This is a genomic window from Dialister pneumosintes (assembly GCF_001717505.1).
Lineage (GTDB): Bacteria > Bacillota > Negativicutes > Veillonellales > Dialisteraceae > Allisonella > Allisonella pneumosinta.
Map to the genome: position 1 here is coordinate 1,188,822 of NZ_CP017037.1, position 15,756 is coordinate 1,204,577.

General features: G+C 34.1%; 15 protein-coding genes and 1 tRNA gene. 12 read left to right on the forward strand and 4 right to left on the reverse strand.

Annotation, left to right across the window (positions count from 1 at the left end):
- Positions 1-74: 74 nt before the first annotated feature.
- The 6 genes from BCB69_RS05840 (at position 75) to BCB69_RS05865 (ending at position 7,059) form a co-directional block, all read left to right on the forward strand.
- A complete protein-coding gene (locus tag BCB69_RS05840) occupies positions 75-1,091 on the forward strand; it encodes a glycosyltransferase family 2 protein (RefSeq protein WP_069177289.1) in 1,017 nt (338 codons plus the stop codon).
- A gap of 16 nt (positions 1,092-1,107) precedes the next feature.
- Positions 1,108-1,977: a glycosyltransferase family 2 protein gene (locus BCB69_RS05845; protein ID WP_069177290.1), complete on the forward strand. Its 870-nt coding sequence runs from the start codon at positions 1,108-1,110 to the stop codon at positions 1,975-1,977.
- 321 nt (positions 1,978-2,298) lie between these two features.
- Positions 2,299-3,321 carry a glycosyltransferase family 2 protein gene (locus tag BCB69_RS05850; protein ID WP_069177291.1) on the forward strand — a complete coding sequence of 341 codons (1,023 nt, stop codon included), beginning with the start codon at positions 2,299-2,301 and terminating at the stop codon, positions 3,319-3,321.
- An 84-nt stretch (positions 3,322-3,405) separates the two neighbouring features.
- The gene (locus BCB69_RS05855; protein ID WP_069177292.1) at positions 3,406-5,217 is read left to right on the forward strand and encodes a sugar phosphate nucleotidyltransferase; all 1,812 of its coding nucleotides are present in this window, start codon (positions 3,406-3,408) and stop codon (positions 5,215-5,217) included.
- Positions 5,204-6,103 carry a choline kinase family protein gene (locus BCB69_RS05860; protein ID WP_069177293.1) on the forward strand — a complete coding sequence of 300 codons (900 nt, stop codon included), beginning with the start codon at positions 5,204-5,206 and terminating at the stop codon, positions 6,101-6,103. The genes BCB69_RS05855 and BCB69_RS05860 overlap by 14 nt, the downstream gene beginning before the upstream one ends.
- The gene (locus BCB69_RS05865) at positions 6,100-7,059 is read left to right on the forward strand and encodes a DMT family transporter (RefSeq protein ID WP_069177294.1); all 960 of its coding nucleotides are present in this window, start codon (positions 6,100-6,102) and stop codon (positions 7,057-7,059) included. Before BCB69_RS05860 ends, BCB69_RS05865 begins: the two co-directional genes overlap by 4 nt.
- Positions 7,060-7,139: 80 nt before the next feature.
- On the opposite strand, the gene BCB69_RS05870 is transcribed toward BCB69_RS05865, so the two are convergent.
- Positions 7,140-7,931: a LicD family protein gene (locus BCB69_RS05870; protein ID WP_069177295.1), complete on the reverse strand. Its 792-nt coding sequence runs from the start codon at positions 7,929-7,931 to the stop codon at positions 7,140-7,142.
- 29 nt (positions 7,932-7,960) lie between these two features.
- On the reverse strand, positions 7,961-8,929 hold the full coding sequence (locus BCB69_RS05875; RefSeq protein WP_022513191.1) for a glycosyltransferase family 9 protein: 969 nt from the start codon (positions 8,927-8,929) through the stop codon (positions 7,961-7,963).
- Positions 8,930-9,024: 95 nt separating this feature from the next.
- Between BCB69_RS05875 and BCB69_RS05880 the strand changes: the two genes are divergently transcribed.
- The 6 genes from BCB69_RS05880 to BCB69_RS05905 all read left to right on the forward strand — a co-directional run bounded on the left by BCB69_RS05880 (position 9,025) and on the right by BCB69_RS05905 (position 14,028).
- Positions 9,025-9,828 carry a polysaccharide deacetylase family protein gene (locus BCB69_RS05880; RefSeq protein ID WP_069177296.1) on the forward strand — a complete coding sequence of 268 codons (804 nt, stop codon included), beginning with the start codon at positions 9,025-9,027 and terminating at the stop codon, positions 9,826-9,828.
- A 27-nt stretch (positions 9,829-9,855) separates the two neighbouring features.
- Complete coding sequence (locus BCB69_RS05885) at positions 9,856-10,932, forward strand: glycosyltransferase family 4 protein (RefSeq protein ID WP_069177297.1); 1,077 nt, start codon at positions 9,856-9,858, stop codon at positions 10,930-10,932.
- Between the two features lie 83 nt (positions 10,933-11,015).
- Positions 11,016-11,092: transfer RNA gene (locus tag BCB69_RS05890), tRNA-Arg, on the forward strand.
- Positions 11,093-11,555: 463 nt separating this feature from the next.
- Positions 11,556-12,395: a DNA adenine methylase gene (locus tag BCB69_RS05895; protein ID WP_069177298.1), complete on the forward strand. Its 840-nt coding sequence runs from the start codon at positions 11,556-11,558 to the stop codon at positions 12,393-12,395.
- Positions 12,388-13,170 (forward strand): DNA-methyltransferase, encoded by a 783-nt coding sequence (locus BCB69_RS05900; RefSeq protein WP_069177299.1) that lies wholly within the window; start codon positions 12,388-12,390, stop codon positions 13,168-13,170. Before BCB69_RS05895 ends, BCB69_RS05900 begins: the two co-directional genes overlap by 8 nt.
- Positions 13,171-13,185: 15 nt before the next feature.
- A complete protein-coding gene (locus tag BCB69_RS05905; protein ID WP_069177300.1) occupies positions 13,186-14,028 on the forward strand; it encodes a type II restriction endonuclease in 843 nt (280 codons plus the stop codon).
- A gap of 36 nt (positions 14,029-14,064) precedes the next feature.
- Here the strand turns inward: BCB69_RS05905 and BCB69_RS05910 are convergent, their stop codons facing one another.
- Together BCB69_RS05910 and BCB69_RS05915 are read right to left on the reverse strand one after the other, a co-directional pair.
- Complete coding sequence (locus tag BCB69_RS05910; RefSeq protein ID WP_022513185.1) at positions 14,065-14,874, reverse strand: class I SAM-dependent methyltransferase; 810 nt, start codon at positions 14,872-14,874, stop codon at positions 14,065-14,067.
- 189 nt (positions 14,875-15,063) lie between these two features.
- A complete protein-coding gene (locus tag BCB69_RS05915; protein ID WP_069177301.1) occupies positions 15,064-15,756 on the reverse strand; it encodes an LrgB family protein in 693 nt (230 codons plus the stop codon).

Consider the following 15,756-nt stretch of genomic DNA (forward strand, 5'->3'; position numbering starts at 1 on the left):
GGTAAATTATTAAATTTCTAATATTTATACAAATATTAGAGCTGTAGACTTTTATTAATCATTAGGAGAGCAATATGTACGAACCCTTAATTTCTATTATTGTTCCGGTATATAAAGTAGAAAAATATATTCATCGTTGCATTGAAAGTGTATTGCATCAAACGTATACGAATTGGGAACTGATTCTCGTTGATGACGGTTCACCGGATTCTTGTGGTCGCATTTGTGATGAATATGCTATGTACCATGATAAAATAGTGGTCATTCATAAAATAAATCAAGGAGTAGGTGCGGCTCGTAATACCGGGCTTCATAGAGCAGAGGGGGAGTGGATATATTTTTTAGATTCTGATGATTTTATTAAGGAAGATACATTAGAAAAGATGATTACTTTTTCTAATGAAGGGTCCTATGATATTGTCATGGCAGGGCATAGTATTTTAAAATCTAGCGGAAAATTTATTCCTTGTTCGGATAGCTGGAATGAATCAGATGATACCTCTACCATTCAAAAGAAAATTTTATTAGATGAATTGCCTAATTTTAGTTGTGGGAAATTATATAAACGAATTTTATGGGAAAATGTATATTTTCCTGTGGATATGCTTATTGAAGACATGTATATCAATCCTACTCTTTTTTATCGAGCAAAACATATCTGTATTCATAAAGAAGCTCTTTATTATTATAGTCATGAAAATACAAACAGTATTATGCGTAGTAAAGAATTTACTACTTATATGCTTAATAAGTATGGTCGTTTTCTTGCTTGGGAAGAACATGTACGTATAGCAACTATCCATGCACCGGAATTAGTGCCGATATGCACAAAATATACTATATTAGCGGCTATTAAAGCATTGCTGGTTTATTATGGTACGGATAAGAAGGATGCTCGAATAGACGAGTCAAAACCGTTACATTTTTTAAAAACGCATACGGATAATTCTTTACCTTTTATAAAAAAGTGGCAAAGAAAATTACTTTTAAGTCATGCTGAAGTAGTTGTTGTTATGGGGCGACTTTATAGAAATGCTTTTAGTTTACGAATATTGTTTAAAAATATAAAGAATATATTGAGAAATAAGTGATAGTAAAGGATGGATTATGTACGAACCCTTAATTTCTATTATTGTTTCGGTATATAAAGTAGAAAAATATATTCATCGTTGTATCGAAAGTGTATTGCATCAAACATATACGAATTGGGAACTGATTCTCGTTGATGACGGTTCACCGGATTCTTGTGGTCGCATTTGTGATGAATATGCTATGTACCATGATAAAATAGCGGTCATTCATAAAATAAATCAAGGAGTGGATGCGGCTCGTAATACCGGGCTTCATAGAGCAGAGGGGGAGTGGATATATTTTTTAGATTCTGACGATTTTATTAAAGAAAATGCATTAGAAAAGATGATATCGTACTCGCAAGAAGGCTTATATGATATGGTTATAGCCGGTTTTTATTATTTGCAACCGGACGGAAGTCTTATTCATGGATCTGCTTACTGGGAAGATTCAAAAGATACACATCGCCTGCAAAAAGATAGTTTAGTAGATGCCTTATTTAGCATAGTTTGTGGGAAATTATATAAGCGAATTTTATGGGAAGGCGTCTATTTTCCTGTAGGATTATTAATTGAAGATACGTATATAAGCTCTACTCTTTTTTATCGTGCTAAACGTATTTGTAGTTATAGAGAAGCACTTTATTATTATAGCTATGAAAATACAGATAGTATTATGCGAAGTAAGACAAGGAAGACTTATATATATAATAGATATTGTCGTTTTTTAGCATGGGAAGAACATATACGCATAGCATCTATCTATGAAGCGGATTTAGTACCGGTATGTACAAGAAAAGCGTTGTTAGCAGCAATAAAAGCACTTCTTTTATACTATGGAATCGGATGTAAAAATAGTCGAGTCGATTTTACGTCTGTTAGATTTTATAAAAAAGCATCCCGATAATTCTTTACCTTTACGTAAAAAAATACAAAGGATACTTTTATTGCATATACCCTATGTCACAGGAAGTGGTTATCAATTCCTCTTGGAATGTAGAATAGGCTTGAAACAAGTAAAGAAAATTATAAAAAATAAATATTCATAAAGGTTAGATTATGGTTTTAACCTTTTAGTTTTTTAAAAATATAGAAAGAACAGTTTTATTATACTCTCCTCAAAGAGACTCTCTTTTTGATATACTTTATAAAAGTACTTTTTATTTACGAGAAACTTTTACAACATAGAAAAAGTTTATTTCATGTAAATTACCATAAAGGAAACTCTATGTATAAACCTTTAATTTCAGTTATAGTACCTGTTTATAAAGTAGAAAAACATATTAACCGCTGTATCGAAAGTGTATTAAAACAAACCTATGCTAACTGGGAATTGATTTTGGTCGATGACGGTTCACCGGATTCTTGTGGGCGTATTTGTGATGCATATGCCGCTCGGTATGATAATATCTTGGTTATCCATCAAGAAAATCAGGGGTTGAGTGCAGCTAGAAATGCCGGATTGGATAGAGCCGGTGGAGAGTGGGTATATTTTCTTGATTCGGATGATTTTATTAGAGAAGATACATTAGAAAAAATAGAACTTTTTTCTAAAAACGGGTTTTATGACATTGTGGTTGCCGGCTATAGTGTTTTAACCGCTGATGGAAAATTAGTCCCTTGTTCTTCTCACTGGAAAGAAATGGATGATATTTCTGAAATTAGAAAGAAAATTTTATTAGATAATCTGTCTAATATTTCTTGTGGAAAGTTATATAAAAAGAAATTATGGGATAACTTTCGTTTTCCGGTCGGTTTATTAAATGAAGATTTATATACTTGTCCCGAGATTTTTTCAAGAGCACAAAGCGCTTGTATTCATGCAGAGTCTTTTTATTACTATTGCCATCAAAACGTAAATAGTCTTACGAATGGTGGAAGTTTTAAAAATTGTATTCTTAGTAAATATAGTCGTATGTGGGGTTGGGAAGAACATGCAAGAGTAGCATCAAAATTAGTACCTGCTTTTGAGCGTGAGTGTAGACAAAAAGCCATCGCATATGCAATAAAGGCATATATGTTAAATCAAGGTAACGGTATTCTTTCTCCTAAGCAGGAAGCGGAAGTTAAAACCTATCTTTCTTTGCATAAAGAGATTCCGTTATCCGATAAAAAAGAGTGGCAACGAACATGTATTATAGAAAATAAATATAAAGGATTTATGTGTATCGTAGGGCGATTATATAGGATAGTTTTTAATATGCGAAACAAAATCAGAAGTAGGAAGATCAATCGACATGTTCAAAAATGAAAAATAATAAAGAAAAAATGAACAAAACGGTATATACTATAGATATACCGTTTTTATATTGCAAAAATACGGAAAGGATATGCTATGTTAACTAAAAAGCAATTTGATCTATTGCATTATTTGAATAATTGTAAAATAGTTCCTACACAAAGGATGATGGCTACCGCCATAGAACTTTCTCTTGGAAGTGTCAATAAACTTTGGAAAGAGATGGAAGAAAAAGAATATATAAAAAAGGGACTCCTGTCTGAAAAAGGAAAAGAAGCATTGGCACCTTATAAAGTGGAAAATGCAATGATTATGGCAGCCGGGAAAGGAACTCGGTTTGTTCCTTTGACCTATGAAATCCCGAAAGGATTACTTCGTGTCAAAGGAGAAGTATTAATAGAAAGACAAATTGAGCAATTGCGTAAAGCTGGGATTCATAATATTACCGTAGTTGTTGGATATATGCAGGAGCATTTTTTCTATTTGGAAGATAAGTATGATGTAAAAATTGTGATTAATACGGATTATTATCGATATAACAATACATCGACTTTAATGGCAGTATTGGAAGAATTAGGGAATACGTATATTTGCTCTTCGGATAATTATTTTGTAGATAATGTATTTACTCCTTATGTATACGAAGCATATTATGCAGCGCAATATGCGACGGGTACCACCGGTGAATATTGCATAACGACTAATTCACATGGAGTCATAACCGATGTAGTTATTGGTGGGAGTAATTCTTGGTACATGATGGGGCATGTTTACTTTTCAAAAGCATTCAGTGAAAAATTTTCTGATATTTTGAAAGAAGAGTATCAAAAAGAAGAAACGAAGCAGTTGCTTTGGGAAGATGTGTATATTAAACATATTGATAAATTGTCGATGGTTATGAAACCTTATGATTCTCATAAGATTTTAGAGTTTGACTCTTTAGATGAATTAAGAGAGTTCGATTTTTCTTATGTTGATAATGTAGACTCTTCGATTATGACAAATATTTGTCATGCACTTTCTTGCAAAGCCAGGGATATTACACAAATTCGTATTCTGAAAAAAGCTGCCGGTTATATGGCATTTCGCTTTATATGCAAACAGAAAAGATATGTATATGTATTACCCGATTGGAGCCAAAAAGGACAATCCGTATGGGAGAAGAAAGCAAAATTTCTAACCCTTGCACAGTCTTTAGGGATGTATACACAAAGTGTGTATTTTGATAAATACAAAGGTTGGGAAATTCTTGCTGTAGAAAAAGAATATAAACCGCTCAATCCTCAGTCGGAAGACGAAGTAAAAAAGGTAGTAGCCACCTATCGTAAGCTCCATCATTCCGGGATTCTTTCCGGATACTCGCTTAATATTTGGGAAGAAATAGAAAGAAATCAAAAAGAGATGGAAGAAATGCAAGTTAAAATGCCATCCGATTTTAACACGATGTACAACCGTATAAAAGAAATATGGGAAGACGTTTCCCGTTTGTCTTCGATGCAAACGGTTTTATGTTACAACGGTGCAAACTTGGAAGAAATTCTTATTGATGAAGAAAAACAAGTTTCTTTTACTAATTGGCAGTTTGCAGGAGATGCACATCCTGCCTGTGATATAGGTTCTTTTATCAGTCATATGCCGATTAATACGCATTCTATGGTTTCTTGTGTACATATTATAGAAGAGTATATGCAATCTAAAGTATCCGAATATATGCTGATTCCTTTTGTACAATATGCAGCTATTATGTCTTTTTATTGGTATGTATGGATTCTTAGAAGGAAAGCGGAAGGCGCATTATTAGAAGATAAAGTTTATCATTACTATAAAGCAACCCGATTTTATGCAACATCTGCACAAAATCTCGTTATACCTATTTTAGAAGAGGAGAATACCAATGATACCCCTTAGCAAAATAAAAAGAATAGTCACCTCTGTTATGGGTAAGGGGATTAGTGATATTGTTCCGTTAAAAAAGGGAATGACCAATGACTCTTATATTTTTAGACATGGAGATTCTCGTTATGTACTGCGTTTAAACGGTGTCGGTACGGAAAAACTCATTAATCGAAAGCAAGAAAGTGATACCTATCGTGCTATAGCCGGACTATCTTTAAGCGATACGGTGATTGCTATTGATGAAAAACAAGGATATAAAATTACAAAGTTCATAGAAAATGCAAGAACTTGTAATCCGATGAATACAGAAGATGTTTCTTTATGTATGGAAAAGTTGCGTGCTTTTCATGAAAAGAACATACATACATCATATACTTTTGATTTGTATCGGATGTTAGATTATTACCAATCCTTATGGATTCGTAAAAAGTCTATGTACGCAGATTATGATGAAGTGAAAAATCGAATTTATAATTGGAAACCGTGGATAGAGAAAGTAAATAAAGAACATTGGACACTGACACATATGGATGCCGTTCCGGATAATTTTATGATCACGGATAAACAGGAAGTAGTTCTTATCGATTGGGAATATGCAGGGATGCAAGACAAACATTTCGATTTAGCGATGTTTGCTATTTATGCAGGCTATACATTGGAAGAGTCAGAACGATTAATGCATATTTATTTTAAAGGAGAATGTTCTTCAGAATTATATATTCGTATATTGGCATATCATGCTATCGGAGGCTTGTTATGGAGTAATTGGTGTGAATTTAAAGAAGATATGGGCATTCATTTTGGAGAATATGCACAAAAACAATATGAATACGCCAAAGAATATTCGTTGTTAGTCGATACTCTTTTACAAGAATTGAAGACTGGAGGTAAGTTATGATAGGGATACTTACCGGATTATTGAGCGGCTTTTTATGGGGTGTTAATAATTTATTGATTTCACTCGGTTATACGCATATTCCTTTTGCAATCATGAATAGAGAAGATTCTTTATTATGGTTTTTCGGTATTCCTCTTGCTTGCGTAGCATTAACGGATAGTGCCGCTGCTATTTCTTTGTTGTTACTTAATATAGGGAGAGGGCTTTTCTCACGTATACGAAAATCTTTTTGTACACGTGCCGGTGCCGTCATTTGTTTTGCTGCGCTTCTTGGTGGCCCCATCGGGCAGTCTTCCTATGTCATGGGAATTGCATTAGCCGGTCCTGCCAGTGCTTTGCTTCTATCTTCCTTATATCCTATCGTAGGTTGTTTACTGGCAGCTTTTTGGCTTAAGCAACCTATTACTAAAAAGATGTGGATAGGTATTTGTTTATCTGTCGTAGGAGGTACTCTAGTCGGGTATTCTCCTGAACAATCTTTGACAGATACCTTTTATATGGGAGTCATATTTTCATTACTGGCAGCTCTTTGTTGGGGCAGTGAAAGCGTAGTGGCGGTATATGGCATGCAACATATACTGCCGGATATTGCGATTACCATTCGTGAATGCGTGTCAGCGATTACACTCTGGGTTGCTATTCTTCCTTTTGTGCGTGGTTACACGGCGATTCCTTCCATTTGCAGTGAAAAAGAAGCGTTACTCTTTTTCTTGTTTGCAGGAATTGCTGCCGGCATTTCCTATTTACTTTGGTATCGTGCCAATAACACTATCGGTTGTGCGAAAGGGATGGCAACCAATATTACTTATATCATTTGGGGTTGCCTTCTGACCTATATATGGGGAGACTCTTCTGAAATTACGGTCTCTATGTTGATAGGTTGCACTTGTGTCATCATCGGAGTACTTCTCGTTACGGTTAATCCCTCTGAATTAATAGAAAAAACAAAAGAATAAAAAGCAGATAGAAATTTCTATCTGCTTTTTATTATGTATGTATCTTATATTTATGTTTTTCGGTTTAGATAAAAAATTACCTATTCTTTGAGAATATGATTCTTTGTATGATAGGAGAGCCTTTCTTTTTCCGGGGGAAGTTGCATATAGTCACCATAATAGTGACGTAGATAAGCATCGTATTGGGCGATGGCAGGGAAGAGGTGACCGTTAAAAGGGACGTCTACAAAATGTTTTAAGTAATTTGTCGGAAGGCGTTCTCTTAGCATGTCATTCGAAGAACCGAGCATGATGGCACCATAGGTGTTTTCTTTATCACGATGGCGAGCAATTTCTTTTTCTAATTGGGAAAATACTTTGTCGGGGTGGAACATCGGAAATAAAGTTGCCAAGAGTTTCCATAGAGGTTTATGCATTCGTTTACGAATAATATGAAATTGTCTTCCTAAACGATGAACTTTAGCAAAATACTTTTTCGCTTCTTGTTCATCTTCCGGTAAGGTATCGATTACAAAAATATCCATGAATAAACCGATATCAAAATCATCCCGTGGATAAGTCGGAGCGGTATTATTGGCATACCATTTTCCACTTTCACCGGCAAATGCATTGCTGGTTGTGCGATTGGTAGTGAGCGTATATCCTTCTTTAGGATACTGCATCCATACTTTTGTCAGCTTGTCGTATTCTTGGCGTGTCATCATAACATCAATATCATCATCCCAGGGGATAAATCCTTGATGTCTGATAGCACCTATCAGTGTACCTCCACATAAAGAATAATGGATGGCATGTTTTTTACAAAAAGAATCAAAAGCAACTAAAGAAGACAATAAATATTCTTGGAGTTCTATTAAAGTCAGTTTTTTCATACAATCCTCAAAGGTGGCAATAGCTTAGTTTATCTATTTATAAGCTCCAGTGCATTTTTCCAAATATTTTCTGCACTGAAATCATCACCGGCAGATAATACTTTGTGCCTGTAAAAGTTTTTGGGAGCCCAGATACGTAAGCTTTCTTTGTTTTTTCGATAAAAAATATCTACAACCGGAACATCGAGCGCCAGTGCAAAATGTGCAGTTCCTGTATCGGCACTGATAAGTACTTTAGTACGTTTAAGGAACGCAGCTAATTGCGGAACAGTCGTTTTATTGATAAGATTTAAGGTTTTTTCTTTTGTATGTTCCGGCAGTGATTCATAGTAGGATTCCAATTCTTTTCCCGTACCGATAATAACAGGCATCATAGACGCTTTAGTAATAAGCTCTATTAAGGGGATGAGCATATCTCGCTTTAAATCCTTTTCCTTATTCTTTGTAATCGGATTGAGTGCAACAATCGGTTTATGAATATCTTTTAATAATATAGAGTCCACATAAGCAAAAGCTTCTTCCGGCACATGGTATTTCATTGGAAGACTTTCGGTGGGGACTTGTGTATAGAGTTCTGCTAAGTAAGTATTTTGATCTTGTATTTGGTACCATTTTCCATAATTAATAGGAGGATTATCCAGTAAGCGATGTACATATTTATGTGTGCTGTCTGCATAGATTTTTTTAGCTCCTAATAATTTAGACAGAAAAATGCCTCGTTCATTTCCATAAATGATAAAAGCCGCATCGAAAGAATATGCATTCTTATGTTCTTTATAGAAATTGTAAAAACCGATAATTCCTTTGTGTTTTTTATGCTTATCATAAATCCATACTTCATCAACACCATCCATATAACGTGCTACATCCGCATAGGTTTTGTCAGAAATGAATACAAGATGAGAGTGTGGATATACTCGTTTTAATTGGCGACATAATGGATTAGTAAGAATCATATCTCCAAAGAAAGAGGTATTATAGACAAGAAAAGTTTTCATCGGTACCTACTTATAAATACAAAAGTGGAATATGCTATAATGTATCAAATTCTTAGTATAGTATAATCCATGAGTCAACTAAGGAGAATACAAAAATGAAAATACTGTTTATCTTACTTTTAGCATATATATATTATCATTTTCGCAAACGTGTGCCAATTTTGATGTATCATCGCATTGCTACGGTAAAAGGAGACAGAAACTCTCTTCCCGTAGAAAAATTTGAAGAGCAAATGCAGTATTTAGAAGAAAAAGGTTTTCATAGTATTACCATGGAACAATTGGAAAGTCATATCCTGCATGGATCGCCTTTACCGGATAAACCGATTGTACTTACCTTTGATGACGGATATAAAGATAATGTAGAAACGGCACTTCCCATACTCAAGAAATATCATCAGATTGGCAATGTTTTTTCTATTGCTAATTGGCGAGGAAAAGAAAATAAATGGGAAAACTTCGGAAAAGAGCTTACGGTAACGATGAATGATGAAGAATTGCTCCAATGGCAACGGGAAGGGAACTATATCGGTTCACATACGATGGATCATCCCTTTCTTTCGGAATGCGAACCTTTGCGGTTACGTGATGAGTTGACACAAAGTAAAGAAGTTTTCGATGCGTTAACAGAAAAAGATGTTTCCTGTATTTGTTATCCGTACGGAGATTTCAATGAAGAAGTGATAGAAGAAGCTAAGAAATGTGGATATCGATTGGGGCTAGGTATATTTTATGGAGTTCCTCTTTGGAAACAAAATCCGTTAGCATTGCCTCGTATTCCTATTCCGGCAAGACAACCGATGTGGGAATTTAAGCTCAAAGTAAGTTCGATTCATCTTCTTTTTGTTTGGCTGAGACAGATGGAACGAACGGTTAAGAAAAAGGTAAGAAAATTATAAAATAAGCAAGCAAGTAAGGAATAGCGTATGAAACGAATTTTATTTGTAGTACCTCGCATGAATATAGGTGGTGCAGAAACCTATGTTTTTACAGTGATAAAAGAATTACATCAAAGAGGATATGAAGTGTTTTTAGCTTCCGGTGGCGGACAGTTGGCAGATAAACTTTCCGATATGGGTATACCGACTTTTTTTCTTCCTATTCGTCTTTCCCGTTCTTTGTCTGCTTGGCTTTTAGCACGCATTGTAAAGAAGCATCATATAGATTTAATACATGCCAATTCCGGAGCTGCCGGCATTGTGGCTGCTAAGGTAAAGAGGCAGTTGGGGATACCGGTTGTGTATACGGCACATGGTATTTTTGGAAATCCGGAGAGAGAATATGTTATCGATGAGTTGGATACCTTAATTTGTGTCAGTGAATATGTCAAGAGAGATGCGATACAAAGAGGTTTTCATGAAAGCCATCTTCTGGTTCGTTATAGCGGTATTGATACAGATACGTTTAAACCGGATAGTGCTGTACGTGAAAAATTGAGAAAACAATATGGAATAGATAAGGATACTTTAGTGCTTGCTGTTGTATCTCGTATCAAAAATTTACAACACAAGGGACATCAATATTTACTGGACGTACTTTCACAATATGCGAGTAAAGAGTCTTGGAAGTTAGTGGTGATTGGTAAAGGGCATGGTTTACCAGTTCTAAAAAGACAAGTTCGACAATTAGGGCTTTCAGGAAAAGTAATTTGTCTGGGACATCGAACCGATGTGGCATATTGTTTACAAATGGCGGATGTTCTCGTATTACCGTCACGTTTTGAAACTTTCGGTCTAGTCTTGGCGGAAGGAATGGCTATGGGGAAACCTGCCATAGCTTTTGATGTAGGCGGTACATCGGAAGTTATTAAAGATGGAGAAACTGGATTTCTTGTAGAAAAAAATAATACACAAGAATTATATGAGAAAATAAAACAATTGGATGAAGATAGAGTTTTATTATCTACTTTTTCAACACAAGGTATGCATTGGGTAAGAGAACGTTTTACGACGAAGAAAATGGTAGATGAGTTAGAAGTGATTTATAAGAAATTATTTTATTAATACAAAATAATAAGAATATAAGTATCAGATAGTAAAGATGTTGTGATGATAAAAGAAGTTATGATAGAATAATACTGTCTTATGCGTCTATAGCTCAGATGGATAGAGCAGCGGTTTCCTAAACCGTGTGTCGGGAGTTCGAATCCCCCTAGGCGCACCAAAAATAAAGGCATCTCTTTTTAGGGATGCCTTTTTATTTTTTTAGGGATATTTCTAAATACGAATTAAAACTTTAACTAATTAAAATGCTATCTATGTATAAAGACATATTCGATAAACACTTACTTTTTTAAAATAGTACATCGAAGTTCTTGAAAGTGGCATAGAGACTGAATGTACCGAAAAATGCATAGTACTAGAACTAAATTGATTGCATTATTTTTAAAGATAAAATATGGTATAATAAATAGAATGTTTGTTCTGTATATTAAAATAAAGTAGATAGCATTGTTTATCTGATACATAAGAAACAATTAACGGAAAATGTAAAAATATATAGAAAAGATGAAGAATATTCGTTATTATAAGTTTAAAGTAAAAATTAGGTATTTAACCATATAGCTACTATATGAAGCAAAATTTACAAATTCTTTGCATACTATTAAGAAAATAGAGGAAATAGAATGACTCATGTAGGTTTCATGCCATTTATAAAATGGGCGGGAGGAAAAACACAGCTTTTAGATGTAATCAGAGAAAGATTACCTGCTAGCTTTGATTCATACTATGAGCCTTTTATCGGAGGAGGGGCTGTATTTTTAAAAACTTGTCCCCAAAGAGCTTATATTAATGATATTAACCCACAACTTATTAATGTATATAAGCAAATTAAAAATGAAGTAGAAAGTTTAATTACGTATATAAACTTTTTAGATAATAGAGAGTGTAATTTAGAATTTTATTTAGAACAACGAGATTTATATAATAAAAAAATTATAAATGAAATATATGATGTAGAATCAGCAGGATTGCTTATTTGGCTTAATAAACATTGTTTTAATGGATTATATCGAGTTAATAAAAAAGGACTATTTAATGTTCCTTATAATAAAAAAATAATAGGTTCTTCTATAGTTCCTGATAATGTAAGAGCTATATCTGAGTATTTAAATAAAAATAAGGTCATAATTTCATGCTCTGACTTTGAAGAATTTTGCGATATTATATCGACTAATAATGCATTTGTATACTTAGACTCACCCTATGTTCCTATGAGTGAGACCGCAAGTTTTACTGACTATAGTAAATCAGGTTTTTTATATGAAGATCATAAGAGATTGGCAGACCTTTTTAAAAGATTAGATCAAAAAGGGGTAAGACTTATGCTTAGTAACAATGATGTAAAATTAGTACGTGAGTTATATGAGGAGTATATTATTGAATCAATAGATGTGAAACGTAATATTAACAGTAGAGGGGATAAACGATGGGGAAAAGAAGTGATTATAAGAAACTATGAATAGAATAGATAGAGTACTTGGTAGCATACCTGTTTATTATAAAAATGACAGAACTTGCTTATTGCATGGAGATACTTTTTCTTTGTTAAAAAGATTGCCTAAAGAATCTATAGATCTTATTTTCGCAGATCCACCTTATTTTTTAAGTAATAATGGAATTACTTGTCAAGCGGGACGAATGGTATCTGTGAATAAGGGAAAATGGGATAAAGGATTAAATACGGAGGAAAAACATGCATTTAATAGGCATTGGATAAAGGAATGCCATCGCATTTTAAGATCGAATGGAACTATATGGATAAGTGGTACTTATCATAATATTTATAGTGTAGGATTGGCACTGGAGCAGGAAGGCTTTAAAATTCTTAATAATATAATTTGGGAAAAGACAAATCCACCACCTAATTTAGCATGTCGTTGTTTTACACATAGTACGGAAACTATTTTATGGGCAAAAAAAGCAGGACAAGGAATTCATCATTTATTTAATTATCAGGAAATGAAAATAGCTAATGGTGGAAAGCAAATGAAAGATGTCTGGAGAGGCGCTTTAACTAAGAAATCAGAGAAGCTGGAAGGTAGGCATCCCACACAGAAACCGTTATATTTATTAGAAAGAATTATTGAAGCCAGTAGTCTTCCTGGCTATTTAATATTAGATCCATTTTGTGGAAGTTCTACTACGGGTGTAGCAGCTAAAGCATTGAATAGATGGTATATTGGAATAGATAATTCTATTGAATATTTAGAGCTGTCTAAACGTAGGCTTTCAAAATAAGGAGAATCTGAACTTATGAGAGATTTTGAAGAGTGGCTTTCTAAGATGCGACCAAGCATTAATACATATCAGTACTATGTTGATTTTTATAAGGTATATACAAATGTAGAATCTATTAAAATAGAATTAAATTTATTAAACTCATTAATACACTCTAAAAATATAAAACAGGATTTTATAACACTTACAAAAAAGTATCCTGAAATTTTAAAATGTATTCCTATATTATTGGCGGTTCGTCAAAAAGAAATTTACGTACAAGATGAAGAAGGTGCTTATTTAATTAATTTTGACAAGCTTAACTATAGTATAGAAGAATATGTACTTTTTATGGAAAAGACCGGATTATTTGATTTAATAGAAAATCATATTATTAATAATCTGGTGGATTACGTGTTAGGTGTAGAAACCGGACTGGATAGTAATGGAAGAAAAAATCGCGGTGGACATCAAATGGAAAATTTGGTGGAACGATATATTAAGAAGACCGGTTTTGAATATTATAAAGAAATGTATTTAACAGAGATTGAGAAGAAATGGAATGTGGATTTATCAACTATATCAGCAGAAGGCATTACTACAAAACGTTTTGATTTTGTGATTAAATCACCACATAAGCTATATTTGATAGAAACCAATTTCTATGCGAGCGGTGGCTCTAAGCTTAATGAAACAGCAAGAAGTTATAAAATGATTACAACAGAAGTGGAGAGTATTCCGTTTGTAGAGTTTTTATGGGTTACAGATGGTGGTGGATGGAAGTCCGCTCGTCGTAATTTAAAAGAAACTTTTGAAGTCATGCAACATTTGTATAACATTAATGATTTAGAGAACAATGTATTGCAAAAGCTAGAATAATAGAAAAGACCTGCATCGTTGATGCAGGTCTTTTTCTTATGCTTTAAATTGGATATATACGATTTTATCGTTGCAGTTATTATTCCACCATGGAATGAGAGAGAGTAGTCCTAATATTCCCCAATAAGAACGGTAGCCTTCATATAAGGTTTGTTCTTTTATATAACGAATGGAAGGGTGTAATTTGGTAATTTCTTTTCCTTTGGTAATCGCCCAATGGAAAGGAGTTTTTTCTTTAGAAATGGCATCATGAAATTGTTGATTTTTGATGATGAAGGGGGTGGATGTTTCCATGAGCATAAAAGAATTGGGGAAATGTGTAACGATAAGTTCACACAGGTCGTGTAATTCTTTTTCTTTAAAGTACATGGAAGCACCTTCCATAATAAAAAGTACCGGTCTATTTTTATGGGAGGTTATTTGTTCTATCCAGATAGGGTCAAACATAGAAAGCCCGATGTTTTGCATATTTTCCGGTTCTTTGGGAAGTAATTGCTTACGTAGTGCTATAACTTCCGGTAAATCGATATTGACCCAATAGATGTGTTCATTGTTGACTCTATAAAATCGAGTATCGAGTCCGGCTGCCAGATTGATGATAAGTGCATCAGGATGTTTTTTTATAAATGCGAGTGTTTCGTTATCTAGGATGTTAGAACGAACGGCTACTCCAATTTGTGAACCTTTTGCTTTTTTAAATTTACTAAAATCATAATCAATTTGTTGAATCATTTCTATCGCATGCGGATCATTCAATAATCGATTTTTATTTTTTTGTGTTTCATGGGCTCTTGCCCAGAGCGGAATGAGTAAGGTTTCCGCTACACCTTCTAATTGTACTTTCATATGAACCTCCTCTATGATAGATGTACTATGACATCGTTATATATAGGGTAAAACCCTCTTTAGTATAGCATGATATGAAAGTGGAAATGATTATGTAAGAGTTATAATGAAACCGGACTGTAATACTAAAAGCCAGGTATTTGATACCTGGCTTTTAGTGGATAATCTGTGTTATCTATGCATTTTTATTTATAGGAGTAATGCAAAAAGAGAAGCTCCGACGACTGTTAAAACACCGGATGCTACGAGGGAAAGAGAACTCATCGCCCCTTCGATAGATCCCATTTCCATAGCTTTGGTAGTACCCATTGCATGGGCAGCACTTCCGCAAGCGATACCTTTAGCGACCGGATCTTTAATACCGAATAATTTACAGATAGGTTCTGCTAAGATATTACCTAAAATACCGGTAGCAATGATGGCAGCCACTGTAATGGATACATAGCCGCCCAACTCTTGTGATACACCCATACCGATAGCGGTAGTGATAGATTTAGGTAATAACGTAACGTAGGATGCATGGTCAAAATGAAATAGACGGCAAAGTCCATAGACGGTAAGAAGTCCGGCAAGCATACCGGCAGTAATTCCACCGATAATGGCAGAAAGGTTACGTGTTAATAATTTTATCTGCTCATAAAGCGGCACGGCAAGACAGATAGTAGCCGGAGTTAATAAATAGCTGATGTATCTAGCACCGTCATAATAGGTGTGATAATCGATACCGCATACTTTTAAAAAGATAATGATAAATACAATGGATAATAATAAGGGATTGGCTAATGAAAATTTAGATTTATCACGAATGATAATGCCACATTGATAAGCAGCTAAAGAGAGGAATACTCCTAAAAATACGGAGGATGTTAAAAATGTAGACAT

Excerpts from the sequence above, each read along its gene's own strand:
- BCB69_RS05840 (WP_069177289.1), top strand. The coding sequence starts at position 75 with ATGTACGAACCCTTAATTTCTATTATTGTTCCGGTATATAAAGTAGAA.
- BCB69_RS05845 (WP_069177290.1), top strand. The coding sequence starts at position 1,108 with ATGTACGAACCCTTAATTTCTATTATTGTTTCGGTATATAAAGTAGAA.
- BCB69_RS05850 (WP_069177291.1), top strand. The coding sequence starts at position 2,299 with ATGTATAAACCTTTAATTTCAGTTATAGTACCTGTTTATAAAGTAGAA.
- BCB69_RS05855 (WP_069177292.1), top strand. The coding sequence starts at position 3,406 with ATGTTAACTAAAAAGCAATTTGATCTATTGCATTATTTGAATAATTGT.
- BCB69_RS05860 (WP_069177293.1), top strand. The coding sequence starts at position 5,204 with ATGATACCCCTTAGCAAAATAAAAAGAATAGTCACCTCTGTTATGGGT.
- BCB69_RS05865 (WP_069177294.1), top strand. The coding sequence starts at position 6,100 with ATGATAGGGATACTTACCGGATTATTGAGCGGCTTTTTATGGGGTGTT.
- BCB69_RS05870 (WP_069177295.1), bottom strand. The coding sequence starts at position 7,931 with ATGAAAAAACTGACTTTAATAGAACTCCAAGAATATTTATTGTCTTCT.
- BCB69_RS05875 (WP_022513191.1), bottom strand. The coding sequence starts at position 8,929 with ATGAAAACTTTTCTTGTCTATAATACCTCTTTCTTTGGAGATATGATT.
- BCB69_RS05880 (WP_069177296.1), top strand. The coding sequence starts at position 9,025 with ATGAAAATACTGTTTATCTTACTTTTAGCATATATATATTATCATTTT.
- BCB69_RS05885 (WP_069177297.1), top strand. The coding sequence starts at position 9,856 with ATGAAACGAATTTTATTTGTAGTACCTCGCATGAATATAGGTGGTGCA.
- BCB69_RS05895 (WP_069177298.1), top strand. The coding sequence starts at position 11,556 with ATGACTCATGTAGGTTTCATGCCATTTATAAAATGGGCGGGAGGAAAA.
- BCB69_RS05900 (WP_069177299.1), top strand. The coding sequence starts at position 12,388 with ATGAATAGAATAGATAGAGTACTTGGTAGCATACCTGTTTATTATAAA.
- BCB69_RS05905 (WP_069177300.1), top strand. The coding sequence starts at position 13,186 with ATGAGAGATTTTGAAGAGTGGCTTTCTAAGATGCGACCAAGCATTAAT.
- BCB69_RS05910 (WP_022513185.1), bottom strand. The coding sequence starts at position 14,874 with ATGAAAGTACAATTAGAAGGTGTAGCGGAAACCTTACTCATTCCGCTC.
- BCB69_RS05915 (WP_069177301.1), bottom strand. The coding sequence starts at position 15,756 with ATGTCTACATTTTTAACATCCTCCGTATTTTTAGGAGTATTCCTCTCT.